The organism is Pseudoalteromonas sp. SG45-2, assembly GCF_014164115.1.
Classification (GTDB): Bacteria; Pseudomonadota; Gammaproteobacteria; order Enterobacterales; family Alteromonadaceae; genus Pseudoalteromonas; species Pseudoalteromonas distincta.
This window is the reverse complement of record NZ_JACJEO010000038.1, coordinates 1-26,052: the sequence shown is the minus strand read 5'-3', so window position 1 is coordinate 26,052 and position 26,052 is coordinate 1. Positions and strand designations below refer to the sequence as shown.

Genomic DNA, 26,052 nt, shown 5'->3' with positions numbered 1-26,052 from the left:
TAGAGGAGCCTTCAATCAATCGAACTACTGTATAAAAGGCTTTGGTTGCAGCCAAAGCTTGGGCCTCACATTACCCGAACTTGGTTAAAGTATTAATTAATTTATGGGTTTATTATCCATACAAGAACATCAAACGGAAAATTTACAGTTGGCTCTTTTTCGTTCCTCAAAATTTTAGCCAACTATAATTTTCCGCTTATGTAAGCGTTAGCTTGAAGGGAGGCGTATGTTTTCAAATATGAAACTTAGTCATTTAGTATTGCTACTAAGTTCGACTTTCACAGCAGGGAGTTTCGCTAACGTATGCTCAAGTGATGAGCTTATTCAAATCAATAATTATATTTATGACGTTAAGAACCTATCAAAAAGTTATCACTCTGCTGATCGAATAGATGAATATCATGATTACTTAACTGCAATGGAAAGGTATAAGAAATCAATTCCAGAGTGGAATGATAAACAAGCCTTAATTAACGCGTTCAGTTCTTCCTTAATTCTGTATCCTGCTTTTTACCAAGTTTCTTCTGTTACACACGTTAAAATGCAACGCACAGAAAACCAAACCTCTTTGACTTTAAAAATCAATCGCAATGAAGCTAAGGGAGTTGATTCGTTAAGTGTGTCTTTTAACCCAACAAATAATAAGATAATTGGTGCACTATTTTATTCTGATGAAAAGTTTGAGAGCGGAGATATATGCAAAAAAGAAATGGGATTAGAGTATATTCAAGCTAACAAGCAAATGCAGCCGACGCCAAACAACGGCTCGACTGATTAGCGCGTTATGTAACCAAGGAAGAATTGTGAAATTCTGGAGAAACTCGTCCACAGAACATTATCCAATGTGGAAAGCATTCTTAATGTACATCTGGGTAATACCTGGAGTTCCGATAGGAACCTTTTTAGGTGTTTATTTCTTAGAGGCTCGTAATAGGAGTGATGATGAATTATTACTTAGCTTGCTTAACTATCGTTTAGATTTTACTTTGATTATTTTATTTGGTGTTGGTTTTATCCTTTGGGTTTGGTCTATTAGAGCCTTAAGTAAGCCTGTTTTTCAAATTCATCAAAATAGGTTGTACTTTTACGGTTATGGCTTTTTTAAAGATGACACTGCACTTGATTCACTTCAAGAAATACGCTCCTATAATCTTGGTCCGCTGGGTCACCTAATAGACTTTAAATCTAAAGTCGGTATTACCTTTAGATCTTTTGCTTTTCTATCAAACATTAATAGAAGTAAATTAGAAAAGTTTTTTGAGGAAAGTGGTATAAAGGTTACATAACAAACCATTCAAGCAGGACATTGCTCCTCACCCGTTTTAGTGGACACCTCCTCATCACTTTGAAGAGGCTAAAATGCCTAAATATACTCAACCTAGGAAGACATGGTTTTATCCAGTTAATTTTAAAATCAAAGTGTTGTGGCATAGTGATTTTGGCCACTATTTACATACAAACTTGTATAAAACCAAGTGGAGCTTTCTTATGCCTTAGTTTTATTAAAAACGTCCACTAATGTTAAACTACAAAAAACTTAATTACTTAATATAGCTATGGCATTTTACATTCCTTTATTACAACCTCACTTTAAGCACATTGAAATTGGCGATACGCTTACATCACTTTGGAGTGGATGTGGCAGTATTGTGCAGTGCCAGCTTGATGATAAAGCCTGCGTTATTAAAGCGATTAAAATACCCAGTTATATAAACCATCCTAAAATTAAACAAAGCGAATTTGCGCTTAAAAGAAAGCAGCACTCATATAGTGTTGAATACACATTTTATAAGCTTTATAGCCAGCATTTACCAGTACATGCGCAAAGTATTGAATGTATAGGTGTAATTAATAAAGATGATGAATATGCGCTGGTGTTTAAGGATTTCACCAAACATGGGTTTACTCAAGCAGGGCCACAACATGTTAAAGCTATATTAAGGTGGCTTGCACACTTTCATGCGTTTAACTTAAGTAAACCCGCTGAAGGGTTATGGCAGCAAGGCAACTACTGGCATTTAAGCACGCGCCCAGATGAGTTTAATAAACTAAAAGATAACCTTGATAAAAAGTCCGATATTAAAAATGCTGCACATAAAATAGATGAGCAGCTACAAAGTTGTACGTATAAAACGCTGATTCATGGCGATGCAAAACTTGCTAACTTTGCAGCAAATGAGCGCGATGAAATACTCGGTTATGATTTTCAGTATATAGGTGCAGGTTCTGGGATAATTGATGTAATGTATTTTATGACCAGTTGCTTGAGTGATGCACAATTACACGAGTGCGCTGATGAGTACCTTGTGTATTATTTTGACAATTTAAAGGCTGCTATTACAGCTTATCACCCTTGGGCACCAGCAAGTAAAATAGCTGACAATTGGCTCGCTTTATGGCCTGCTGCATGGGCTGACTTTTATCGATTTTTAGCTGGCTGGAGCCCCGAGCACCAAAAAATAAATAGTTATATGCAACAGCAAGTAAATAGCTGGTTAGCTAGTAACATTTAATAAACACAACGGGTTGATTGCTTGCATAAATATCAGGCAAAACAATACATTTTGGCACGATGTATGAAAATCTCTTTAAAACTACAGGTCAAATGACCTTTTTTAATATAAAATACTGCAAATTCTTGTATCAGTAGGTTTATATCATGGCAATTCACGTTATTTCTCACCCTCTTGTTCAACATAAACTAGGCCTAATGCGAGCGCATGGTATTAGTACTAAAAGCTTTCGTGAATTATGTTCTGAAGTTGGAACCTTATTAACCTACGAAGCAACTAAAAACCTACAGTTAGAAGATAACGAAATTACAGGCTGGGATGGCAATAAATTAAAAGTAGAGCACATTAAAGGTAAAAAAATTACCGTAGTGCCTATTTTGCGTGCTGGTCTTGGCATGATGGACGGTGTTATGCAGTTATTACCAGCCGCTAAAGTAAGTGTTGTTGGTCTTGAACGTAACGAAGAAACGCTAGAGCCAGTACCATATTTTGAAAAGCTTGTTGGTAATATTGATGAGCGCTTAAGCTTAGTTATTGACCCTATGCTTGCAACCGGTGGCTCAATGATTGCCACAATCGATATGCTTAAAAAAGCAGGCTGTAAAGAAATCAAAGTAATTGTATTAGTAGCTGCACCAGAAGGTGTGGAAAAAACACTTACAGCACATCCCGACGTAGAAATATTTACAGCCTCTGTAGATAGCCACTTAAACGAAAAGGGCTATATTATCCCTGGTTTAGGCGATGCGGGCGACAAAATATTCGGTACTGTTTAGGAGTCTTTAAGTGCAAAATAATGACACCTTTTCAATAAAAACTATTTTAACAGGCGCGCAAATGCTGTTTGTAGCATTTGGTGCACTGGTATTAGTGCCACTTTTAACGGGCTTGGATCCTAATGTTGCGCTTTTTACCGCTGGCATTGGTACTTTGCTGTTTCAGGTAGTGACTAAAGCCCAAGTGCCTATATTTTTAGCTTCATCATTTGCTTTTATTGCACCCATTATTGCCGCTGTGCAAATGTGGGGCGTGCCAGCCACTATGGGCGGCTTAATGGTAGCGGGCTTTGCTTATATGCTTTTAAGTTTATTAGTAAAATTTAAGGGCGTTGCAACGCTTCATAAAATTTTACCGCCTGTGGTTGTAGGCCCTGTAATTATGGTTATTGGTTTAGCGCTTGCACCTGTTGCTGTAAATATGGCGATGGGTAAAAGTGGCGACGGAAGTATTCAAATTATTGATTACAACAGTGCTATTTATATTTCGTTGTTCTCGTTAGTGGTTACGCTTATTTTTGCAGTGTGGGGAAAAGGCGTATTTAAGCTTATACCTATTCTGGCAGGGGTTGTTGCGGGTTATTGTTTATCGCTTGCAATGGACGTTGTGCAATTTGACGCAGTAACTAACGCACAGTGGTTTGCTGTACCAAACTTCACATGGCCTGAGTTTAAATGGCAGGCTATTTTGTTTATGGTGCCTGTAGCAATAGCACCTGCAATTGAGCATATTGGCGACATGATGGCTATTAGCCAAGTAACCAATAAAGACTTTTTGAAAAAACCTGGGCTTCACCGTACTTTGTTTGGTGATGGCCTTGCGACGTCTGCAGCATCATTATTTGGCGGCCCGCCTAACACTACTTACTCAGAGGTAACGGGAGCAGTTATGCTTACCAAAAACTTCAATCCTAAAGTAATGATGTGGACAGCCATTATCGCCATTATTTTAGCCTTTGTTGCTAAAATGGGATCTGGCTTACAGACTATACCTGTACCTGTAATGGGCGGCATTATGATTCTACTTTTTGGCTCTATTGCTGTAGTGGGTTTAAATACATTAGTTAAGTCGGGCGATGATTTAACAGCACCACGTAACTTAAGTATTGTTGCACTTATTTTGGTGTGCGGTATTGGCGGTATGCATATAGGTGGTAGCCAATTTAGTTTAGAGGGCGTAAGTTTATGCGCTATTTTAGGCATTGTACTCAACCTTGTATTACCTAAGGCGCAGCCTCAAGAGAGTTAATAGTGCACGTAAGTTAAAAATATTGCACCAAAATAGCGCATTTTCAATGCGCTATTTTTTTAACCTATTAATAAATATACAAAAATAATAATGGTCTAGTATCTGCATTTAATTTCCAGAACGCATCGTATGCAAAGGAGTTACTATGTCAGAGGCCAATATTGTGGATATAACCCCGTTTTTAGCAAAACACCAACTGCCTTTAAAGTATCAATATTTGAGTGAGCAATATTTTGTTCCACTTGCGCATGACATCCTCGAATCTAAAAAAACAAATACTCCTATTTTTGTTGCCATAAATGGATGCCAGGGCTCAGGAAAAACAACACTCGCAGATTTTTTAGTTACGTGGTTTTCTAAAAACACACCACTTAACAGTGTTGCATTGTCTATTGATGACTTTTATTTAGCAAAACAAGCACGTACTGAGCTTGCCAAAGACGTACATCCTCTTTTTACTACTCGCGGAGTACCGGGTACTCACGACGTAGCGTTAATGAATAGCACAATAACTAATTTACTGGCAGGAGAGGTAAACGTACCGCTTCCCCGTTTTAATAAACACGAAGACGACTGCGTGCTAACAAGTGATTGGCTAACAAATGAAAAGCCAGTTGATATTGTTATTTTGGAAGGGTGGTGCGTGGGCAGTGAGCCACAACCGCTGTTTTCATTGAGTGAGCCGCTTAACGAGTTAGAGCAACAGTTTGATAAAGAAGGCGTTTGGCGCCGCTGTGTAAATAGCTGTTTGGCAAATGAATATAAAGCCGTTTTTAACCTAATTGATTATACCGTTATGCTAAAAGCACCGAGTTTTAGTGATGTTTTTACATGGCGACAAGAGCAAGAACAAAAGCTAATAGCCAAAAAAGGTGAAGGCTCAGGCACCATGACTAACGAGCAATTGGTGTATTTTATTTCTCATTTTGAGCGCATTACGCGTGAGAACTTAAACACACTGAGCGCTAAAGCAAATGCTTTAATTGAACTTGATAGCAACCGAGATATTAGTGGTATGCACCTAACAAGTGATGACACCCTTCAACCTATTATTTTTACAGATTTGGACGGTACATTACTCGATCACGCCGATTACAATACAAATAATATCAGTGAGTTATTACAGCAGCTGCAAAATGCGCATATTCCTGTGGTGTTTAATACCAGCAAAACTTTTTGCGAAGTTATAGAGCTTAAAAACGATTTAAATATTCGACAGCCTTTTATTGTCGAAAACGGTGCAGCGGTATTTATTCCAGAAGACTATTTTGAATTAAAGCCAATTGGTTGTAAAAAAGTAGGCGCTTATTGGTGCTACGCAATGGCAAAGCCGTTATCGAGTTTATTAAATGACTTAAATACTTTAAAGGCGGATTATAAAGCGCATTACAAATTGTTTAGTGACTTATCGAGTGAGCAAATATCAGAGCTTACCGGGCTAAACGATGCACAAGCAAGACGCGCACAAACTCGCGATTATTCAGACCCTCTTTATTGGTATGGCAATGACGAATTACTCACAGCCTTTGTAAACGATGTTGAAGCACTCGGCTACGATATAAAAATTGGCGGACGCTTCATTCATATTGCCAAAAATACCGATAAAAGCGCTGCACAGCAGTGGTTAGTTAAACAGTTTACCCATCATTTCAGAAAGCCTCTCACGGTTATAGCACTGGGTGATAGCGATAACGATAAGCAAATGTTAGAGCACGCAAATATCGCCATTATTATTGCCAATCCGGCGAGTAAAAAGCCGGTTAAATTGTCGCACAACAAAGCACGATATTCTCAATCACCAGCACCGCTGGGCTGGATTGAAGAAATAACGTCGTTGCCATGTATTAGCAGTATTTTAAGTATTTCTGAGGAGCAAACATCTCATGGCTGATTTTTACCAAAATGGCATTATTACAACATTACATAATATTGCCGACAGACCAATAGAAGACCTAGAAAAAGAGCTACTTACTTTTAGTAAGCAGCGCCCTATGGGGTTAATACTTCCTTCGTTATTTAGTGAACTTGAAGGCCCTGCGCTGCAAAATATAGTTAGTGAATTACGCGAAGTACCATATTTATCACAAATTACGATAGGCTTAGATAGAGCCGACGAAGCACAGTACCGTCATGCACTAGGCTTTTTTAAAGAGCTAAACCAAAACCATAAAGTATTATGGAACGACGGCCCACGCTTACAAGCACTTGATAAAGAATTACAAGAGCTAGGTGTTGCACCACGTGAGCTGGGTAAAGGGCGTAATGTGTGGTATTGCATGGGTTATAAATTAGCAACAGCAGAAGTAGAGTCTATCGCGCTGCATGATTGCGATATTTTAACCTACGACAGAAGCCTACTTGCTCGCTTAATTTACCCCGTTGCGCATCCGCGTTTTAACTATGAATTTTGTAAAGGGTTTTACCCGCGTACTGCTAATGGCAAAATTAATGGCCGTGTATCGCGCTTATTAGTAACGCCATTGCTTCGCTCATTTAAAACAATTTTAGGCAATACCGACTACCTTGAATATATGGACTCTTTTAGATACCCACTTGCAGGTGAGTTTTCGTTTAGACGCGATGTATTAAACGATATTCGTATCCCAAGTGATTGGGGCCTTGAAATAGGCGTACTGAGTGAAATGTATCGTAACTATTCGCATAACCGCTTGTGCCAAGTAGATATTGCCGATAATTATGACCATAAACACCAAGAACTTTCACTTGATGATCAAAGTGCAGGTTTGTCTAAAATGTCGATTGATATTACTAAGGCATTGTTTAGAAAGCTGGCGACTCAAGGTGTTACTTTTACCAGCGAAACAATTCGTTCATTAAAAGCGACTTATTACCGTATCGGTTTAGATTTTATAGAAACGTATCATAACGACGCGCTAATGAACGGGTTAACGCTTGATGTACACCAAGAAGAAAAAGCAGTAGAAATGTTTGCACAAAATATTATGGAAGCAGGGCAACACTTTTTAGAAAACCCAATGGAAGCGCCATTTGTGCCAAGTTGGAACCGTGTTGTATCAGCAATGCCAGACGTACTTGAGCGCTTAAAAGAAGCCGTAGAGCTAGATAACGAAGAATATAGTTAACCTGCGTGCAGGTTAACTAGCCTATAAGTCTAAACAATAAATATTAGGGGCGCATGTGAGTACAGTTAGCGAATTATTTTTACAACGAGTAGAGCAACATCTTCATATTATTTATGAGGGTGTTGAGCTGCCTTTATCGGTTACTGAGCTTGCTCAGCAACTCATTAAAATTATATTAGGTAGCAATGCACTGCGCGACCCGACACCCCATACAAACCGGTGGGATGAACAAGATATAGTATTGATTGCTTATGGCGACTCTATTATTAAACACGATGATAGTGAATTTGCCGTATCGAGCCCAATGGAGGCACCGCTTAAAACACTACACAGGTTTATAAAAGAGCAATGTGATATGCAGTTAAATGCGCTGCACATATTGCCATTTTACCCGTACAGCTCAGACGAAGGCTTTGCCGTAATGAACTACGTGCAAGTGAATGAGTCCTTGGGTGATTGGGGAGATATTCGAAATATCGCTAAAGATGTAAAGCTAATGGCGGATTTGGTTATTAACCATTGCTCAAGCAGAAGTGTATGGTTTGAGAACTTTTTAAATGATTTACACCCGGGTAAAGATTATTTCAAAACGGCGAGCTTAACGGATGATTTAAGCCAAGTTGTACGCCCGCGAACCTCATCGTTATTAAATACTGTAACAACGCCAAGCGGTGAAAAGCACGTATGGTGTACGTTTAGTCACGATCAGGTTGATTTTGACTTTGGCAATCCTGATGTACTTAAAGAGTTTGTGGGAATAATTAGGCATTATTTAGACAATGGCGTGCGTTTATTTAGACTCGATGCGGTCGCATTTTTGTGGAAACAGCTTAATACAAGTTGTATTAACTTGCCGCAAACACATGAAGCCGTAAGGCTAATGCGAACACTTATTGAGCACGCAGAGCCGAGCGTAGTTATTATTACCGAAACCAATATTCCAAACCAAGAAAACCTGTCTTATTTTGGTAATGCCAACGAAGCGCACAGTATTTATAACTTTGCACTGCCGCCTTTATTGCTTCATACATTACTTAGTGGCGATAGCACTGCAATTAAGCATTGGATGATGAGCATGCCGCCTGCGCAAAATGGTACGGCATACTTTAATTTTATAGCCTCGCACGATGGAATAGGGCTCAGACCAATTGAAGGTTTATTACAACCCAGTGAAGTGGCGTCACTTGTAAGTACCACTATGCAATTTGGTGGTCGTGTATCTATGCGAACCAGTAACGATGGAACGCATACACCGTACGAGCTAAATATTGCTTTATTTGATGCTCTCCAAGGGACGCACAATGGCCCAGATAAGTTTGGCCTGGAGCGATTTATGTGTGCTCACGCAATTATGTTTGCGCTTGAAGGTATCCCAGGGCTTTATATTCATAGTTTGTTGGGTACAACTAACGATTACGAACGCTTTGAAAATTCACAGCATAACCGTGCTATTAACCGCCATCGTTGGCAAGAGTCAAAGCTACTGGCGGCAATTGGTGAAAAGTACAGCCATCATCATAAAGTGTTTAACGGCATAAAAAGTTTATTGGCAGTACGCAAAAAGCAAAGTGCCTTCCACCCAAATGCTACACAGTTTACGCTGCATTTAGCGGGGGGATTATTTGGTTTTTGGCGACAAAGTATAGACAGACGCCAAAGCATATTTTGTGTTTATAACATTAGCGATAAACCACAAACACTTACATTAGCCGACTTAAACTTAATTAACACCCAAAAGTGGTTTGATTTGGTGGCAGATAAAACGATTGAAGAAAGCCAATTAACAATAGAGCTAGAACCATACCAAAGCGTGTGGCTGAGTAATATTAAATAAAATGTATTAAAAAAGGCTCGCACTGCGAGCCTTTGTTTTAACTAGGGCGTGTTGATCTTTGTGGATTGAAATTTGTTCAATCTAGGGGCGATTAAATCGCGACGCGAGGTTTGTAACCTAGTGGGCTCGGTAACTGCTCCTGCGTTACCCTACTGGCTTACATCTATGTAAGAATAAGTAAAAACCGAGCAAAGCTTCCGCGTTCTGCTCACGCCCCTTACCTACATCCATGTAGGCAACAAAGAGTTAATCGCCCCTAGAAAGAACCCTTCGGGCAGCGCATGTTTGGTATTTATGCTGCGTTATCGCCTATTTATAGGGAATAACCACACTACATAGGCTCTGCCTTGCCTAAAAACCAAACATACTGCTGCAAATTCACCCACCAATGATCAACACGCCCTAATAAGTTATTTTATTAATTATAAGCTGTAGCTTAAGTTAATGTAGCCAAAGCGGCCAATGTTATCGTAACTTGCGCTACCCGCGCTTGTACCACGTGAACCGTACGGAAGTTTACGATTAAATACGTTATCAACACCTACTTTAACGCCTAAGCCACTATCGAAGTTGTAACCAACAGTCATATCGGTAATAAAGTATTTACCGTAAGACATTTGATTACTTGGGTTCGGGTTATTTTCAAGCTCAACATTTGTATATAAATCTACTTCACTTAAAAAGCGTGTTTCAACTGTTGAGAAAAAGTTATCCATAACATAGCTTACAGATAAGTTAGTTTGCCACTTAGCTTCACCTGTAGTACCAGCGTATTCAATGTAGTTACTAGGGTCGTCTTGGAACGGGTAATCTTTACGTTCAATTAAGTAAGTACCAATTAAGCGGGTTTTGAAGCTACCTTCAAGCGCGTCAAAGTCGTAACCTAGTTCAAAATCTATCCCTGATGCTTTTTGGCCAGCAACATTTAATACAGAGTTTTGTATTAAAGTAATTTCACCATTAGCATTACGTGTAATTAAGTTACAGTACTGATTGTTTATACCTGTTGCGCTATCAACACAGCGATCAAGAATGTCTTGCGCGTTAATTGTGTCAATTGCATCTTCAAGTTCAATTTCCCAGTAATCAATAGTAAGTAGCGCGTTTTCTAAAAACTCTGGTTGGTAAACAATGCCTACAGTTGTACTTGTTGACTCTTCGCCTTTAACATCGCGGTTACCACTAGTTAAACCATCTAAAGAGGCTGAATCGTAATCTGAATTAAAGTCACTCGCTACGCCCAATGCGGCACAGTTTGCAGTACGTGTTGCACCGTTTGATAAGTCACCTAAGTTTTCAGCACGACACGGGTCGTCTACATTGTAGAAAGTTTGGCTTGCTGCCCCAAATACTTCACTAATGTTAGGCGCACGAAGTGCTGCAGATTGTGTTACACGTACACGTAGCTCATCATTTACAGTCCAATCAAGACCAAGTTTCCAGCTAGTGGCTTCGCCAATCGTACTGTAGTCAGCATGACGTACTGCAGTGTCAAATACTAAATCTTGAATAAGCGGCAAATCAGTTAAAATTGGCATCGTCGCTTCAAAAAATACTTCGCGTACGTTGAACGAGCCTTTATCTTCGCCCAGTGCGTTAAAGAAAGTACCTTCTGCGTTATCTGGCTCTTTTGTTTCGCTTTCTTCTTTACGGTACTCGGCACCAAATGCAACACCTACATAACCTGCTGGTAATTCAAAAATAGCGCCATTAGCAAGTGAGCCAGAAACAACTGTTTGCTTAATTGTTGAGGTACCAACTGATACTGTATTTATGTAATCAATAGCTTGTTGAGATGGTGCGCCAAAACCCATAATATTTACAGGTACACAGCCGTCAGCTTGTGCAGCAGCGCTACGACATACTACGTTACCATTTGTATCTTCAACGGCATCAAGTGCATTAAAGTAGTTGGCTAAAATCATGTTAGCGCCGTTTTCACGCTCAAGATCAGTTTGGCCATAAACAACTGATGTATCTAATTCCCAATCTTCAAATACAGTACCTTTTAAGCCGGTAACAAAGCGCGTTGTTTCACGCGTATTGTTTTCAATGCGGCGGCCAAGGTCGGTCATCATGCGGTTAACCATGATCGAATCAACACCTTCCTCTTCCATACGTGCTTTGATGGCTGGGTCTATGTAAGGGTTGTCGATTTTAATGCTATTGTCGCTGTCGAAAAAGAAAAATGCAGGTTGGCCTATGCTTTCGCCTTGGCTGTTTACGTATTTTGCATCAAAGTAGACATTTAAGTCGTCGGTAACATCGTAGTTAACTTTAAAGTTTACGTTGTAGCGCTCGAACTCAGGTTGAATCTCTTCAAATTGACCAAGATTAAACGAATCACAGTTTGCACATGACAAGCCATCTACATTATCACCTATGTATAAGTCGCGAGCGCTACTGTCGGCGTTAAAGCTATTAGTGTATCCATCTTCAAGTGCATAAACACCGGCGTTATTAATTGCGTAATAACCAGCATTAGGTGTTAAGATTTTGTCAGGGAAGGCTGCGCTATCTTTGTTTGCATCTGTTTGGGCTTGATTACGTAAACTACTAAACGAAGTACTAGTCCAAGGGTGGTCAAGTGCATTTAATGAATCTTGGCCAGAGTACTCAATAGCAAAAGCGGCATTACCACGGCCGTTATCAAAATTAGAGCCGTACGAGAACGTCGCTTTTTCGTTGTTGTAGCTGTTTAAATCGGCAAAACCTCGGGTAACACTAAAATCCATACCTTCAATGTTGTCTTTTAATATAAAGTTTACAACACCTGTTACCGCGTCAGCTCCATATACAGCGGATGCACCACCAGTGATAATTTCTACACGCTCGACCCATACACTTGGAATAGTATTGGTATCTACAGCTTGAGAACCTGCAGAGCTTGATACATGACGCTTACCATTTACAAGTACTAGGGTACGGTCTGTACCCATGTTACGTAAATCAAGAATATTTAAACCAGCAGTACCAATAAAACGGCCTGAGTTAGCCATAGAATATGTATTGCCAAGTGCTGGTAAATTGTTTAGCGCTTCACCAATGTTTACAGCGCCTGTATTAATTAGCTGCTCGCCACTTATAACTGTTACTGGTGCAGGTGCAATAGCACCTTCACGTAAAATACGTGAACCCGTTACTTCAACGCGTTCAATTTTTGTTGCTTGCTCATCTTGTGCAAGCACAGAGTTACTTGCTGTTGCAGCAGCAGTAATTAATGCACATTTAATGCTAGTAGAAAGTAAATTATGACGTTTCATGTGTTTCCCAAAGGACATTTTATAGTAATTTAATACAATATTTATTTTTACTTAATACAGTCTGTATTAGATAAAAACCTATAACTTTTTTATGAGGTCGGCGATTATTGCACGGGGAAACCAGTAATAGAAGAGAGGTAACTTGATGGATTCAAATGAGTTATTTCTGTATCAATTTTTATAAAGTTCAGTTTGTTGCGTTTTTTACATTTATAATTTTAATTATTTGATATGAGTTTGTAACTAAAAATAAGGTTTTTTATTGTCTATGCACTTTTCATTATCATGTAGTGTTTTTTGTTTTCATTTGAGTGTTAATAATGAACTTTTTTATGGCTTTCATATTAATTTTTTAGGAGAAGGTTAGTTAATTAATAAATTTTAATAGAAGGTTTTTTAGTCTTTAATGTTTTATTTATGTAATTTCATGTTGTCGTGAAGTAATTTAAAATACGCTATTTTTGTTGCTAATAAATATAAAATGAGTAAATTTCATCTTTGAAAAGTAAAAAAGGCCCAGTTTATGGGCCTTTTATTAACAATAAAACTTACATTTTATATGAAAAAGTAATGTAACCAAAACGCCCTATATTATCGTAGCTAGCACTTCCGCTACCATCACCACGTGTACCATAAGGTAACTCACGATTGAATAGGTTATCTACACCCACTTTTAAGCCAACACCGTTATCAAAGTTATAACCGACTGTCATGTCAGTAATTATGTATGTACCAAAAGTAGTTAAACTATTTGGATTGGGGTTATCGCTTAAATCTTGATCTGTGTATAAGCTTACTTCTTCGATATAACGAGTGCTCAAAGATGTGTATAAGTTTTCGTAGCTGTATTCTATATTTAAGTTAGCTTGCCATTGCGCTTCACCTGTAACGCCCGCATATTCAATGTAGTCGCTAGGCTCATCTTGGAATGGGAACTCTTTACGCTCAATCAAATATGTACCAATAAAGCGTGTTTTAAAGCTACCTTCAAGCGCATCAAAGTCGTAACCTAATTCAAAGTCAACACCAGATGCTTCTTGACCTGACACATTAAGCACTGAGTTTTGAATTAACGAAATCTCACTGTTTGCATCACGTGTAATAAGACTACAATATTGATTTGAAATACCTGAGCCGCTATCAACACAACGATCTAGGATATCTTGCGCACTGATAGTCGAGATTGCATCTTCAAGCTCAATTTTCCAGTAATCGATAGTAAGTGTTGCGTTTTCAATAAACTCTGGTTGGTAAACTAGACCAATAGTAGTACTTGTAGATTCTTCACCCTTCACATCTCGGTTACCGCTTTGTAAACCTTCAAGTGTTTGTGAATCATAGTCAGAATCAAAACCTTCTGGCACACCTAATGCAGCACAGTTGGCACGGCGTGTACTACTGTTTTGTAAATCATTTAAGTTATCAGCTTGACAAGGATCGTCGACACTGTAGAAAGTTTGGCTCGGTGCACCAAAAATTTCACCAATATTTGGCGCTCTTAGCGCTTCTGATTGTGTTAAACGAAAACGAAGCTCATCGTTTAGAGTCCAATCAAGCCCTAATTTCCAGCTAGTTGCATCGCCAATTGTGCTGTAATCAGCGTAGCGTACAGCTGCATCCAGCACTAAGTCTTGAACAAATGGCATATCAGAAAGTAGTGGAATTGATACTTCTGTAAAAATTTCACTTACATCAAAGTCGCCTTTGTCTTCACCAAGTGCATTAAAGAATGTGCCTTCAGCATTGTTTGGCTCTTTTGTTTCACTTTCTTCTTTACGGTATTCAACACCAAAAGCCATACCTACATAACCTGCAGGTAATTCAAATAATCCACCATTGGCCAAAGAAGCAGATACTACAGTTTGAGTGATTTCAGATGTACCTGTAGAAACTGTATTAATGTAGTCAATTGCTTCATCACTTGGCGCACCAAAGCCCATAATATTTACAGGAACACAGCCTTCAGCTTGTGCTGCTTCACTTCTACATACAATATTACCATTGCCATCATCTACCGCATCAAGTGCGTTAGAGTAATTTTCAAGAATCATATTAGCGCCATTGACGCGTTCTAATTCTGTTTTACCACGTACAATAGATGCATCTAAATCCCAATCACTAAAGACCGTACCTTTAAGGCCAGCTACAAATCGTGTTGTTTCGCGTGTATTGTTTTCAATGCGACGACCTAAATCAGTCATCATACGAAGTACATTTATTGATTCTACGCCTTCACCATCGTTAGCTTCTTCCATAAGCTTTTTAACACTTGGGTCTAAATATGCGTTATCAATTTGTATGGTATTACGTGGATCGCCAAAGAAAAATGCGGGTTGGCCAATGCTTTCACCTTCACTGTTTACGTATTTGGCTTCAAAATAAGCATTTAAATCGTCTGTTACATCATAGTTAACTTTAAAGTTAACATTGTAACGTTCGAATTTTGGTTGTATCTCGTCAAACTGGGCTAGGTTAAACGAATCACAATCTGCACATAGAAGACCGTCAACGTTGTCACCAGTATAAATGTCACGATGAGAGCCATCTGCATTAAATGTATTTACATAACCATTACCTAGGCTAAATACGCCTGCGTTATTAATTGCGTAGTAACCAGCATTTGGCGTATAAATCTTATCAGGAAAATTAGGGTCGTCTTTATTAGAATCGTTTTGGGCTTGGTTACGTAGACTTGAGTATGAACCATCAGTCCAAGGGTGATCTAACGCATTTAAAGAGTCTTGAGCTGAGTATTCAACTGCAAATGCAGCATTACCACGGCCATCATCAAAGTTCTTACCATATGAAAAGGTTGCCTTTTCATTGTTGTAATCACTTAAATCTGAAACGCCTTTAGTTACAGTAAAGTCTAAACCTTCAATATTATCTTTTAAAATAAAGTTAACAACACCTGTTACAGCATCAGCACCGTAAACAGCAGATGCACCGCCTGTTACAATTTCTACACGCTCAACCCATACGCTTGGTATAGTATTAGTGTCAACAGATTGTGAGCCTGCTGAGCTCGAAACATGGCGTTTACCATTTACAAGTACAAGCGTACGGTCAGTACCCATGTTACGTAAATCAAGAATATTTAGACCTGCAGTACCAATAAAGCGGCCTGAGTTTGCTAAAGAATATGTGTTACCTAGTGCTGGTAGTTTATTTAACGCTTCACCGATATTCACTGCACCAGTATTAAGAAGTTGTTCACCAGTAATTACAGTTACAGGTGCAGGTGCAATTGCACCAACTCGGCTGATTTTTGAACCTGTTACTTCAACTCGTTCTATTTTTGTATCCTCAGCATCTGCTGCAATAGAAGTATGCGCCAAACCAATTGCACTTAAACAGAGAGCTGTTTTTATGCCGCTTGAGAGCTGGTTATAAGATTTCATATTATCCCCTAGATGAATTAGTTGTTTTTTAAAACTTAAGTGCAATATAAAATTCATGTTAGTAATTATTTGTATACAAAATTTACATTGCGCACCCAGATTTAACACTTGCAGTTTTTTAGGCAATGGATTATCGCTGAACCTACAAATAAAGAAGACAAGCGGGTTGTTAAAATGTAGTTAAAACAATGGTTTAAAATGTTTCTGTTAACTTCTTGTTTGCCCTATTGGCAATGTGTTTATATTTTGTATCTTGTTTGTCTTTTTTATTTTTTTTTACTTATTGATTTTTAAAAGTATAAATATTTATATGTTTGTTTTCATGGTTTTATAGTTGTGTTTTTAGGGATTATTTTGTTACTTTTGAGGTTTGTATCGTATAGGGTTAGCTTGATAATTTATTTTCATAAATTCAAGATTAAGTTCTGTCTTCCACCGCTAATACAAACTGTAAAGGGGCTTTACAGATAGCTTCCAAAGTTTAGAGTAGTAGAGTTACTTTTTTTACTTTAATTGATACAATTCGGCGTCTTTCACTCATAAGGTTGTTCATGAAATATTTCTTATTAAATATTGCGTTATTATTTAGCTCATTGGTTTTAGCCGAGGAACCTGTCGATCTTGAAATAAATATGAAAAATACGGGCCTTGCGTATAAACAAGCAGTACAGGCAACTCAACTTAGTGAATTTAATACTGCGATTGATGAATTTATAAAGCTGGTTAAAGTGAGTAAAACAGGTAAGTTTTACAAGAAACCAGAACAGTCATTGCAGGGCCTTGATAAAGTAATTGCCCAAGCTGAGCTTGCAAAAAAAGCAGCGAATGAGCAGGGTCTAAGTGCAGCAAAAGAACCGTTAAAAAATATAGATAATTTACGTAAAAAATATCATGAGCTACATGAGCCTCCAGGGTTCTTTGAATTACTGTTCGGTTCATAAACCTAAACTATATGTATCTTTAGTCGCTACTTTTAAGCTAATTGCGTTAAAAGTATCTGCAGCAATAAATATAAGGAAACACAATGGAAATTTCAGTTTCAATGTTAGAAGGCCAAAAGCAAAGCGCTAAATTTGGCGACCTAGAAGTAATCAGCGATCAAAGTGTAAACGCTGGTGGCAACGCAGAGCATCCAGAACCGTTTGATTACTTTTTAGTAAGTATGGTTTTATGTGCAGGTTTTTATGCACGTAAATTTTGTGAGCAGCGTGATATTTCAACGCAAGGTATGACGCTTACTCAAAATAATGAAAATGTAGATGATAACGGTAAAAAGTTATTTTCAATTGAGATTAACCTACCAGACGGTTTTCCTGATAAATATAAAAAGGCGCTTATTGCAGCCGTTAATACCTGTACGGTAAAAAAAGTAATTCAGGCAGTGCCAGAGTTTTCAGTAGTGGTAAAATAATCCACCCTAAATTAGGTAGCCTTAACAGGCTACCTAATTATGTATAGTGCCCCACGGCTTAACTTATTTCTTTTTCATTCCTTGTACTGCTTTAAAGCGTGGGTTGTTTTTGCAAATTACAAATACACGACCTTTGCGTTTTACAATTTGACACCCCGGGCGTTGCTTCGCACTTTTTAGGGAACTTAATACTTTCATACCTTTTCCTTTTTAACAGTCGATAAACTTTTAAAACGACGGTTAAACTGTGCAACACGGCCATCTGTAGCAACAGTTTTTTGCTTGCCTGTATAAAATGGATGTGAGTCACTTGATATGTCAATAGGTACATATGGATAAGTATTACCGTCTATTTCTACTGTGCGGCTTGTTTTAATGGTTGAGCCAATAATAAAGTAAGAATCGGCAGCAGTATCGTGAAAAGCAACCACTTGGTAATCAGGATGAATATTTGGTTTCATAATACGCCTCAATAAATGATATGTGATAATGTATCATTTTAATTTAACGTATTTATTCTCTCATTGCAAATTATTTAAATGCTCCCCAAAAGGGGCGTAATTGCTGGCTATTTGTGCAAATAAATCAAAAAATAAGCACTTGAATTAAAAATGCTGGCTATTGGCGTTTAGGCTGTTATAACTATATTTAAGAGTTAAAACGTTAACAAATACGGTTATAAAGTTATTACAGAGGTTATGTATGAGTGACGCAACACAACAACAAGAACAAATTGACCAAGGGGTGATGGAAACCCTAAGAGAGCGCGACCACAGTACCTTGGCGCAACAAGTAAATCCGTTAACCTGCAACCACAATGATATTGTAGAGTTACTAGCAAGGTATATGGCACTTAGTGAGCAAGAAGATGATGAGCTGTTTGATACTTGGTTTGATAACCTAACTAAAGAGCAACATACTGTTTTAAAAGTATTTGAAGTTTACCGTGGACAATATGAGCACCAAAATTAAAGTGTTTATTTTTGTAAGTATGCCAAATCCAGTGGTTATTTAAATAAAACTAAATAGCCACTACTACTTTTTAACTAGAAAGTAGTAATGTTGTATCAACCACTACTCCCACCTGTTTTCATCATAATTTTTTGCGGATTTAATCTTATCTTTATTTAGGTACGACTTACTGATATTCATAAGTATTTATTGCTATTTTAAGGTAATGTTCTAGTTTTAATAGACAGACTGTTTATAATTTAAATAAGTTTATGGGTTATATACTCGAAAATATTCGCTCCCATTTCGTAATTCATAAAACACTTAAAATTAATTGAGCTTTAATGATTAAACCTGAGATCCCAAGTAACGAAGCAGAGCGATTACATGCGTTAAAAACATTAAAAATTCTAGATACGTCGCATGAAGAGCGCTTTGATCGTGTTACTCGTATTGCCAAGCGTATGTTTAATGTTTCTATTTCATTGGTTACTTTAATTGACGAAGACCGCCAATGGTTTAAATCTAGGCAGGGGCTTGATGCGCCTGAGCTTCCTCGCGAAACCTCATTTTGTGGCCATACCATAAATCAAGACGAGTTGTTAATAATCCCAGATACAGCCCAAGATAAAAGGTTTTTTGATAACCCTTTTGTTGCAGGCGATCCTAAAGTACGCTTTTATGCCGGCTTTCCTTTAAAATTAAGGCAAGGGGTTATTATAGGCACTTTATGCCTTGCCGATAATAAACCTAGACACCTTAATGATGAAGAAAAACAATTACTAAGAGATTTAGGCACGTTGGTTGAGCAAGAGATTCAATCAATTCAACTAGCTACAATTGACGAGTTAACAAGAATCTCTAACCGGCGTGGCTTTTTGAACCTTGCTGAGCATACGCTAAATGTATGTAGGCGAAACAAAGTATCAATGTCGTTTATATTGTTTGATCTTAATAAATTTAAACAAATTAATGATGTTTATGGACACCACGAAGGCGATTTTGTATTGAATAAATTTGCGCAAATTATGCTTAGTTCATTTTGTGATTGTGAAGTAATAGGCAGACTTGGCGGAGATGAGTTTGTAGTAATGCTAAGTGATTTAGATGAAACAAAAGCTGAGTTTGTTTTACAAAGGTTTGCGGATGCAATTGCGCATACCAATAATACCTTAAATAAGCCATACAAAATTGATTACAGTGTAGGGGTAACACACTTTAAATACGATACAGGTAAATCGGTTGAGGATATGATTCAAGATGCTGATGTTGCAATGTATCAGCAAAAAAAGCAGCAATCACTTTAGTGAGCTATTTAGTTTAATTGCTGCTTGAACTTCACTTAACTTCCTCATGCTAGTACGAATCTTATAATATGACGTTATTCGCTATTGCAGTCATTTTTTGCAGAGGGTGATGCTAAAGACACATTTGGTTGCCAAATCCTGTCCCATATTTTATGAAGATTGTTTAAGTTTGGTCTTTGACTTATTTTTTCAAAGTTACCAATGCTCACCTCTGAATCATTTTTTTGACCCACTACAAAATTAAACACATAGTTGCACTCCATGCCCATACGTAAATCAGAAAGCACAATATTGCTTTGCTGTTGGCGCACCGAATAAAACCCTTTAGTAAACCACTGCAAGCGCTTTATAGCCCATTCATCGCTAATATTATTTAACAATGAAGGCGTTGTTTGATAAGGCGTTAATGTAACATCGTTTGGCACGTCAAATACTGATGCATAACCTTCGTAGTATTGTCCGTCAGACATCACAACAATACGCCACAGCAAAGTGGTTAGCGGGGCAGGCGTACTAATATACGCATTTACTGGTATTTGCCTGTTGTTGAGTGCTGTTTTTACCTTGTCATCAATACTTACTTTTAAAATTAAAGCACAAAATAAATATAGACTACTTAAAACTAAGGCCGCTGCATTTATATGATAAGCCGTTGCTGCTTGTATTTTGGGTATTAGCGTACATATTACGCCAATTAATAAAGGAAGCGTGTAAGCGGGGTCAATAATAAACACACTAGAAACCGCAAAGGGGTACTCAGTAAAAGGCCAAAGTAATTGTGTACCGTATACCGTTAGGCTGTCTAATATGGCATGTGTAGATAAACTTAAAAATACTAGCCAAAACCAGCGCACTTTATAAATTTGCATTCCCGCGTGTATTTTTAATATTAGCCATACAATGAGCGGACTAATTAATAAATGTATTAATAACGAATGGCTAAAGCTACGGTGGTAAGTAAATGCTTCTACAGAGCCACCATAAGGCAAAAATACATCTAAATCAGGAAGTGTGCCTAAAATTGCTCCCCATAAAACGGCTTTTCGACCTATTTTATTGCCTAATACCGCATAACCTACAGCACTACCTAATGCTACCTGCGTTAAAGAATCCATTTTGATTAATACCTTTAATTGCGACTTTTATTATTTATACTTTTTGATTATTAAAAAGCGTCAAAAAATAATGTGAAATATTTGATAAGCACATCAATGCCCAAAATTTATAAACTAAGCCTGGGCTTTATAAAATCTAAAAACGCTGTAATGCGAGACGATACCGCACTATTTTTATAATACACGGCTTGTATAATTTCTCGGTTATTAGGTGAGCTAACTGCACTGGGTAACACTTCAACTAATTTACCTGTTTTTAGATCATTGCCAATCATAAAGTGAGAAAGTAGCGCAACGCCTTGGTTTGCAATACATAGTTGCCGCACTGTTTCGCCGCTGCTTGCGCTAAGCGAAAACGTAAATAAAGCGGGCTTTACTAACGGCCAAGTGTTTAATTTAGGGGAGTCACTAAAACCAATTATCTTGTGATTTTGTAAGTCATCTATTTGCGTAATTGTTGCGTTGTTTTTTATATATTCTGGGCTGGCTACAATACGTAACTGGCTGCTGCCAAGTTTACGAGCATGTAAATTTGAGTCTTTTAAATCACCAATGCGTATGGCTAAATCGGTTTTATGTTCAAGTAAATCAATAATGCTGTCGTGTGAGGTTATATCAAGCGTTATGTGGGGGTATTGCTTGGCAAATTCGCCAATTAAAGGTGTAAGTTGGTGCAATACAAAAGGGCTTGCCGCATCTATTCGCAGCTTGCCACTTGGCGCTTGTTTTAAAAGCTTTATGGCTTCTTCACCGGTATAAAGCGTATTTAACCCTTCGCGTGCAAATTTTATAAAAGTATGGCCTTCTTCGGTAAGCTCTAACCGGCGTGTTGTTCTGTTTAGCAAAGTACATTGCAGTGTATTTTCAAGGCGTGATACAGCTCGCGACACTTTAGCCACCTGCTGATCGAGCAAGTTAGCCGCCCCGGAAAAGCTTGCGCAATCGACTACCGTTATAAACGTTTCTAAATCTTCAGTTTTTGAATGAACTGCCATAAGTATACCAACACCATCTTTGCATTATTAACAAAAGTATTTTGTCACTAATGCTATTTTTTGCAAACGATATTTTAGCCAAACTACATTCTTCAAATATTAATGAGGATATAACTATGCCATTGGCTTTGTGGGCGCTTACCTTAAGCGCATTTGCAATCGGAACAACTGAGTTTGTAATAGTGGGATTAGTACCCACCATTGCAAACGACTTAGGCGTAAGCCTACCTTCAGCAGGTTTGCTTGTAAGTTTATATGCGGTTGGCGTTGCCATCGGTGCGCCGGTGCTAACGGCTTTAACGGGTCGTTGGAATCGTAAAGTGGTACTAATAAGCTTAATGGGCTTATTTGTTTTAGGTAACTTACTTGCATGGCAAGCGCCAAGTTACGAAACATTAATACTTGCGCGCATTTTAACGGGGCTTGCCCATGGTGTGTTTTTTTCAATTGGATCGATGATTGCCACTAGCCTAGTAAGCAAAGACAAAGAAGCCAGTGCAATAGCCATTATGTTTACTGGGCTTACTGTAGCACTCGTAACTGGTGTGCCACTAGGTACATGGATTGGACAACACTTTGGTTGGCGTGCAACGTTTTTAGTTGTGTCGGTATTAGGTTTAATTGCATTAATCGGCAGCTCTATTTTAGTGCCAAAAAATTTAAAACAATCAATACCTGCGACGTTTAAAGAGCAACTACAAGTAATCGTAAAACCGCGTTTATTACTGGTGTATTTAATGACGATATTGGGCTATGGCGGCACGTTTACAGCGTTTACTTATTTAGCACCTATTTTAGAGCAACAAACAGGTTTTGCGCCTTCGGCTATTGCTTTAATAATGCTTGTTTACGGTGTATCGGTAGCGGTAGGTAATATTTGGGGTGGAAAGTTGGCCGACAAACGCGGCCCAATTAGCGCACTGAGCATTATATTCAGCGCTTTGAGTATTATTTTACTGATATTTACCTTTACGATGGAATCAAAAATTGCCGCTGTACTTACTATTTTAGTCTGGGGCGCATTTGCTTTTGGTAATGTGCCAGGCTTGCAACTTTATGTAGTAAAGCAAGCGCAAAAGCACACGCCCAATGCGGTAGATGTTGCATCAGGTTTAAACATAGCCGCATTTAATATTGGTATTGCACTTGGCTCAATTATTGGCGGTAGCGTAGTAGAGAACATGACCCTGCAAGATACAGCATGGATAGGCGCCGTTATCTCTGTTTTAGCACTTGGTGTTACACGCTACAGCGGTATGCTTGATAAACGTGAAATTCAGCAAGCATAAAGCCTTAGCAGGGTCTGTTGACCTTTTAGGATTAAATTTGTTCAATCTAGGGATGATTTAATCACGGAGCGAGGTTTGTAACCTAGTGGGCTAAGTAAAAATCGAGGGACAAAGAGTAAATCCACCCTAGGAAGAACCTACAGGCAGCGCGTATTTGGCATTTATGCTGCGTTATCGCCTATTAATGTGGAACAACCACACTGCATAGGCTCTGCCTTGCCTAAATACCAAATACACTGCTGCAAATGTAATCTCTAAAGATTAACAGACCCTAACCTTGAAACTAAAATTAATGACCTCATACATGTTATGAGGTCATAGATTTTTAAGTGACAGTCGTAATAAGAAGTAAAAGGTGTATTTCGTAAAACTTTTAAAAGTTTGTATTTCAAAACCGATTATTTTATAAGGATAAACCATGACAAAACGTGTAATAGAAATGCCAGAACTAGGTATGGGAACATTCCGCTTAGAGGGCGACACTGCCTATAACTCAGTAAAAATGGCACTCGAAGTTGGGTTTCGCCATATTGATACCGCACAAATTTATGGCAACGAAGAGCAAGTAGGTCAAGCCATAAAAGATAGTAATATTCCGCGCAGTGAAATATTCTTAACCACCAAAGTGTGGAATAACAAATTAAATAAAAGCGACTTTATCCCAAGCGTTAAAAAGTCACTTGAAAAGCTACAAGTTGATTCGGTCGACTTACTGCTAGTTCATTGGCCATCGCCTGCTAACGACGAGCCAATGAGTGAATACCTCACTGAATTACTAAAAGCGAAGCAGCTTGGTTTAACTAAGCACATTGGTGTATCAAACTTCACCATTGCAAACTTAAATGAAGCAATGCAAACACTTGACTCGCGTGAAATATTTACCAATCAGGTTGAGGTTCACCCATATTTAACTAATACTAAATTGCGTGCATTTTGTGCTCAGCACGATATACACGTGACAGCGTACATGCCATTTGTAGTAGGCAAAGTACTTAAAGATCAAACCATTATCGACATTGCTAAAAAGCACGATGCAAGTCCAGCACAAGTTGTTTTAGCATGGGTTAACGCAACCGGCATGACGACAATTCCATCATCAACTAAGCGCAAAAACTTAGAAGATAACTTTAACGACCACGTTAAATTAGATGATGAAGACATAGCCCGCATTGATGGTCTAGATTGTGGCGACCGCCAAGCAACACCAGACTTTGCGCCGCAGTGGGATCAGTAAACTTACCTCAAACGCAAAGTTAAACTAAATATTTTAAGGTGTAGATTATCTACACCTTAACTTTTTAAAAGGAATACACATGTTAACGGTTATAGCTGCACTGTCGTGCAAAAATATTGATGCAGATGTGATGCTTACAGCACTTGAAAACTTACAAAAGTCATCGCGCCAAGAAGTAGGGTGCTTACGTTATGAACTATCGGTAAAAAGTGATGATGAACATACCGATTACGTTGTTAGTGAACAGTGGGCGTCTGACGAGCACTTTGAAGCGCATAAAAACGAGCCACACTTTAAAGCGTTTGGTACGCAAGTTACTGGGCTTTTGACCAATAGTAGTATTGATGTATATAAATCAATTGGTTAAATTCTTTTTATAGTGCCTATTATGGTACGTATTAAAATACTTAGCTAAATTACATATCATAAAGTAAATACTCAAATAGGTGCTGTTATCTTACATCACCTTTTATTCTTACACTCCAACCTGCCTAAATACCCAACTTCGCCAATATCAATGAAACCTATTAGGACTCTTTTTTGTTAATTCGCATTCGTAGTGCTTCGAAATCAAAAGAGGTTCATAACTTTATTAAGAGTCGTTTTGCTATCACAACCCACTCTAATAAATAGCCTATTTAATTTGTTGTTTACATTAAAATTCTCTGGTGTAAATTATAGAAATATAACATGGCATTTTAGTCAGCCGTAAATAGTTCGAGTGGTACTGAATAAGAGACTCAAAATAGCAAACTATTTATATATTTTTTTGTGTTATATTTTTAGAGCTGAGTTAATTAAACTAATAATGGAGACATGGGTATGGAAATTAATAAATCTAATCAATCTATTCTTATTTTTGTAATCCCTTTATTAACTGCGTATTTCGGATCAAAAGTTATATTTCACTTATTTGCTTTTGAGTATCTTGTGTTTACAGATACTTTTGACATTCTAAAGCTACTCATTGATATTAGTGTATTTGGAGTGTTGTTCTATATTAGTTCGCTGGGCGTTGGTTATGTCATCAGAGCTAAAACATAAGTTTTTAATCATTAGCTGGTAAATTGCTAGCTAAAAAATCACAGCCAATAAAGCCTTAACAGCTTTAAACTGTATAATTTATATGGAGATAATAATGAAAAAATTAATCGCAATAGTAGCGTTGTTAGGCTTTGCTTCATTTGCACAAGCTAATGATAGTTTTGTAGTGAATGCTAAATTTTATGATAATAAAAACTTAATTGGTTCACCTGTTTTAGTAGTTAATTCAAATGAAGAGGCGTCAGTTTCAGTTGATAATTCGTATAGTTTTGCTCTTACAGTAACGCCAATTGATGAGCTTACTGTTAGTTTAGCAACTGACCTAAAACTAGGTGGAAAACATATGGCTCCCTCTTTAATTGTTGAAATAGGCAAAGAAGCAAGTATTAATGTTGATGGTAAAGAACTGTCAGTTTTAGTAAGCAAATCAAGCAGCTAATAATACCAACCTGCATAAATCTTTGATCAATTTAACGAATTAAATTGCACTATAACGTCGTTAAAAATTTTTTATTTAGAACAACTAGATATAAAAATTTTTGCCTAGTTCTAGCGTAATTTTCTTA

Annotated in this window: 22 protein-coding genes; 16 read left to right on the top strand and 6 right to left on the bottom strand. The window is 37.9% G+C overall.

Features of this window, described 5'->3' with window-relative positions; genetic code table 11:
* Positions 1 to 226 precede the first annotated feature (226 nt).
* The 8 genes from H5116_RS19565 (at position 227) to H5116_RS19530 (ending at position 9,476) form a co-directional block, all read left to right on the top strand.
* Positions 227 to 778, top strand: coding sequence for a hypothetical protein (locus H5116_RS19565; RefSeq protein WP_182693008.1), 552 nt, complete (start codon positions 227 to 229; stop codon positions 776 to 778).
* 25 nt (positions 779 to 803) lie between these two features.
* On the top strand, positions 804 to 1,286 hold the full coding sequence (locus H5116_RS19560) for a hypothetical protein (RefSeq protein WP_182716893.1): 483 nt from the start codon (positions 804 to 806) through the stop codon (positions 1,284 to 1,286).
* 270 nt (positions 1,287 to 1,556) lie between these two features.
* Positions 1,557 to 2,513: a phosphotransferase gene (locus H5116_RS19555; RefSeq protein WP_182716892.1), complete on the top strand. Its 957-nt coding sequence runs from the start codon at positions 1,557 to 1,559 to the stop codon at positions 2,511 to 2,513.
* Between the two features lie 146 nt (positions 2,514 to 2,659).
* Positions 2,660 to 3,289, top strand: a complete 630-nt coding sequence (gene upp / locus H5116_RS19550; RefSeq protein ID WP_002958676.1) for a uracil phosphoribosyltransferase — start codon at positions 2,660 to 2,662, stop codon at positions 3,287 to 3,289.
* A gap of 10 nt (positions 3,290 to 3,299) precedes the next feature.
* Positions 3,300 to 4,538 carry a uracil-xanthine permease family protein gene (locus tag H5116_RS19545; RefSeq protein WP_182716891.1) on the top strand — a complete coding sequence of 413 codons (1,239 nt, stop codon included), beginning with the start codon at positions 3,300 to 3,302 and terminating at the stop codon, positions 4,536 to 4,538.
* A 145-nt stretch (positions 4,539 to 4,683) separates the two neighbouring features.
* Positions 4,684 to 6,429, top strand: a complete 1,746-nt coding sequence (locus H5116_RS19540) for an HAD-IIB family hydrolase (protein WP_182716890.1) — start codon at positions 4,684 to 4,686, stop codon at positions 6,427 to 6,429.
* Positions 6,422 to 7,642 (top strand): glycosyl transferase, encoded by a 1,221-nt coding sequence (locus H5116_RS19535; RefSeq protein ID WP_002958673.1) that lies wholly within the window; start codon positions 6,422 to 6,424, stop codon positions 7,640 to 7,642. Before H5116_RS19540 ends, H5116_RS19535 begins: the two co-directional genes overlap by 8 nt.
* Before the next feature lie 55 nt (positions 7,643 to 7,697).
* Positions 7,698 to 9,476 (top strand): sugar phosphorylase, encoded by a 1,779-nt coding sequence (locus tag H5116_RS19530; protein WP_182716889.1) that lies wholly within the window; start codon positions 7,698 to 7,700, stop codon positions 9,474 to 9,476.
* Between the two features lie 422 nt (positions 9,477 to 9,898).
* Here the strand turns inward: H5116_RS19530 and H5116_RS19525 are convergent, their stop codons facing one another.
* Positions 9,899 to 12,739 (bottom strand): TonB-dependent receptor domain-containing protein, encoded by a 2,841-nt coding sequence (locus tag H5116_RS19525; RefSeq protein ID WP_182716888.1) that lies wholly within the window; start codon positions 12,737 to 12,739, stop codon positions 9,899 to 9,901.
* Positions 12,740 to 13,287: 548 nt separating this feature from the next.
* Positions 13,288 to 16,140: a TonB-dependent siderophore receptor gene (locus H5116_RS19520; RefSeq protein ID WP_154902891.1), complete on the bottom strand. Its 2,853-nt coding sequence runs from the start codon at positions 16,138 to 16,140 to the stop codon at positions 13,288 to 13,290.
* A gap of 551 nt (positions 16,141 to 16,691) precedes the next feature.
* On the opposite strand from H5116_RS19520, the gene H5116_RS19515 reads away from it, so the two are divergent.
* Positions 16,692 to 17,081, top strand: coding sequence for a cytochrome b562 (locus H5116_RS19515; RefSeq protein ID WP_154902890.1), 390 nt, complete (start codon positions 16,692 to 16,694; stop codon positions 17,079 to 17,081).
* An 83-nt stretch (positions 17,082 to 17,164) separates the two neighbouring features.
* Positions 17,165 to 17,551, top strand: a complete 387-nt coding sequence (locus H5116_RS19510) for an OsmC family protein (RefSeq protein ID WP_002958670.1) — start codon at positions 17,165 to 17,167, stop codon at positions 17,549 to 17,551.
* 63 nt (positions 17,552 to 17,614) lie between these two features.
* Here H5116_RS19510 and ykgO read toward each other — a convergent pair whose 3' ends face one another.
* Positions 17,615 to 17,749, bottom strand: coding sequence for a type B 50S ribosomal protein L36 (gene ykgO / locus H5116_RS19505; protein ID WP_002958669.1), 135 nt, complete (start codon positions 17,747 to 17,749; stop codon positions 17,615 to 17,617).
* Positions 17,746 to 18,012: a type B 50S ribosomal protein L31 gene (locus H5116_RS19500; RefSeq protein ID WP_182716887.1), complete on the bottom strand. Its 267-nt coding sequence runs from the start codon at positions 18,010 to 18,012 to the stop codon at positions 17,746 to 17,748. The genes ykgO and H5116_RS19500 overlap by 4 nt, the downstream gene beginning before the upstream one ends.
* Before the next feature lie 241 nt (positions 18,013 to 18,253).
* Here H5116_RS19500 and H5116_RS19495 point away from each other — a divergent pair, with 241 nt between their 5' ends.
* Positions 18,254 to 18,523, top strand: a complete 270-nt coding sequence (locus H5116_RS19495) for a hypothetical protein (protein WP_039487544.1) — start codon at positions 18,254 to 18,256, stop codon at positions 18,521 to 18,523.
* 323 nt (positions 18,524 to 18,846) lie between these two features.
* Complete coding sequence (locus H5116_RS19490; protein ID WP_154902887.1) at positions 18,847 to 19,809, top strand: sensor domain-containing diguanylate cyclase; 963 nt, start codon at positions 18,847 to 18,849, stop codon at positions 19,807 to 19,809.
* A gap of 74 nt (positions 19,810 to 19,883) precedes the next feature.
* On the opposite strand, the gene H5116_RS19485 is transcribed toward H5116_RS19490, so the two are convergent.
* Both H5116_RS19485 and H5116_RS19480 read right to left on the bottom strand, forming a co-directional pair.
* Complete coding sequence (locus H5116_RS19485; protein ID WP_182716886.1) at positions 19,884 to 20,924, bottom strand: metal-dependent hydrolase; 1,041 nt, start codon at positions 20,922 to 20,924, stop codon at positions 19,884 to 19,886.
* Between the two features lie 107 nt (positions 20,925 to 21,031).
* A complete protein-coding gene (locus tag H5116_RS19480; RefSeq protein WP_182716885.1) occupies positions 21,032 to 21,919 on the bottom strand; it encodes a LysR family transcriptional regulator in 888 nt (295 codons plus the stop codon).
* Positions 21,920 to 22,035: 116 nt separating this feature from the next.
* On the opposite strand from H5116_RS19480, the gene H5116_RS19475 reads away from it, so the two are divergent.
* The 4 genes from H5116_RS19475 (at position 22,036) to H5116_RS19460 (ending at position 25,925) form a co-directional block, all read left to right on the top strand.
* Positions 22,036 to 23,208: an MFS transporter gene (locus tag H5116_RS19475; protein ID WP_039487557.1), complete on the top strand. Its 1,173-nt coding sequence runs from the start codon at positions 22,036 to 22,038 to the stop codon at positions 23,206 to 23,208.
* Positions 23,209 to 23,626: 418 nt separating this feature from the next.
* Positions 23,627 to 24,442 (top strand): 2,5-didehydrogluconate reductase DkgB, encoded by an 816-nt coding sequence (dkgB, locus tag H5116_RS19470; protein WP_182716884.1) that lies wholly within the window; start codon positions 23,627 to 23,629, stop codon positions 24,440 to 24,442.
* Between the two features lie 79 nt (positions 24,443 to 24,521).
* Positions 24,522 to 24,809 (top strand): putative quinol monooxygenase, encoded by a 288-nt coding sequence (locus H5116_RS19465; RefSeq protein ID WP_002958660.1) that lies wholly within the window; start codon positions 24,522 to 24,524, stop codon positions 24,807 to 24,809.
* A 771-nt stretch (positions 24,810 to 25,580) separates the two neighbouring features.
* The gene (locus H5116_RS19460; RefSeq protein ID WP_182716883.1) at positions 25,581 to 25,925 is read left to right on the top strand and encodes a hypothetical protein; all 345 of its coding nucleotides are present in this window, start codon (positions 25,581 to 25,583) and stop codon (positions 25,923 to 25,925) included.
* Positions 25,926 to 26,052: the final 127 nt, after the last annotated feature.

Excerpts from the sequence above, each read along its gene's own strand:
- H5116_RS19565 (WP_182693008.1), top strand. The coding sequence starts at position 227 with ATGTTTTCAAATATGAAACTTAGTCATTTAGTATTGCTACTAAGTTCG.
- H5116_RS19555 (WP_182716892.1), top strand. The coding sequence starts at position 1,557 with ATGGCATTTTACATTCCTTTATTACAACCTCACTTTAAGCACATTGAA.
- upp (WP_002958676.1), top strand. The coding sequence starts at position 2,660 with ATGGCAATTCACGTTATTTCTCACCCTCTTGTTCAACATAAACTAGGC.
- H5116_RS19540 (WP_182716890.1), top strand. The coding sequence starts at position 4,684 with ATGTCAGAGGCCAATATTGTGGATATAACCCCGTTTTTAGCAAAACAC.
- H5116_RS19535 (WP_002958673.1), top strand. The coding sequence starts at position 6,422 with ATGGCTGATTTTTACCAAAATGGCATTATTACAACATTACATAATATT.
- H5116_RS19525 (WP_182716888.1), bottom strand. The coding sequence starts at position 12,739 with ATGAAACGTCATAATTTACTTTCTACTAGCATTAAATGTGCATTAATT.
- H5116_RS19520 (WP_154902891.1), bottom strand. The coding sequence starts at position 16,140 with ATGAAATCTTATAACCAGCTCTCAAGCGGCATAAAAACAGCTCTCTGT.
- H5116_RS19515 (WP_154902890.1), top strand. The coding sequence starts at position 16,692 with ATGAAATATTTCTTATTAAATATTGCGTTATTATTTAGCTCATTGGTT.
- H5116_RS19510 (WP_002958670.1), top strand. The coding sequence starts at position 17,165 with ATGGAAATTTCAGTTTCAATGTTAGAAGGCCAAAAGCAAAGCGCTAAA.
- ykgO (WP_002958669.1), bottom strand. The coding sequence starts at position 17,749 with ATGAAAGTATTAAGTTCCCTAAAAAGTGCGAAGCAACGCCCGGGGTGT.
- H5116_RS19500 (WP_182716887.1), bottom strand. The coding sequence starts at position 18,012 with ATGAAACCAAATATTCATCCTGATTACCAAGTGGTTGCTTTTCACGAT.
- H5116_RS19495 (WP_039487544.1), top strand. The coding sequence starts at position 18,254 with ATGAGTGACGCAACACAACAACAAGAACAAATTGACCAAGGGGTGATG.
- H5116_RS19490 (WP_154902887.1), top strand. The coding sequence starts at position 18,847 with ATGATTAAACCTGAGATCCCAAGTAACGAAGCAGAGCGATTACATGCG.
- H5116_RS19485 (WP_182716886.1), bottom strand. The coding sequence starts at position 20,924 with ATGGATTCTTTAACGCAGGTAGCATTAGGTAGTGCTGTAGGTTATGCG.
- H5116_RS19480 (WP_182716885.1), bottom strand. The coding sequence starts at position 21,919 with ATGGCAGTTCATTCAAAAACTGAAGATTTAGAAACGTTTATAACGGTA.
- H5116_RS19475 (WP_039487557.1), top strand. The coding sequence starts at position 22,036 with ATGCCATTGGCTTTGTGGGCGCTTACCTTAAGCGCATTTGCAATCGGA.
- dkgB (WP_182716884.1), top strand. The coding sequence starts at position 23,627 with ATGACAAAACGTGTAATAGAAATGCCAGAACTAGGTATGGGAACATTC.
- H5116_RS19465 (WP_002958660.1), top strand. The coding sequence starts at position 24,522 with ATGTTAACGGTTATAGCTGCACTGTCGTGCAAAAATATTGATGCAGAT.
- H5116_RS19460 (WP_182716883.1), top strand. The coding sequence starts at position 25,581 with ATGAAAAAATTAATCGCAATAGTAGCGTTGTTAGGCTTTGCTTCATTT.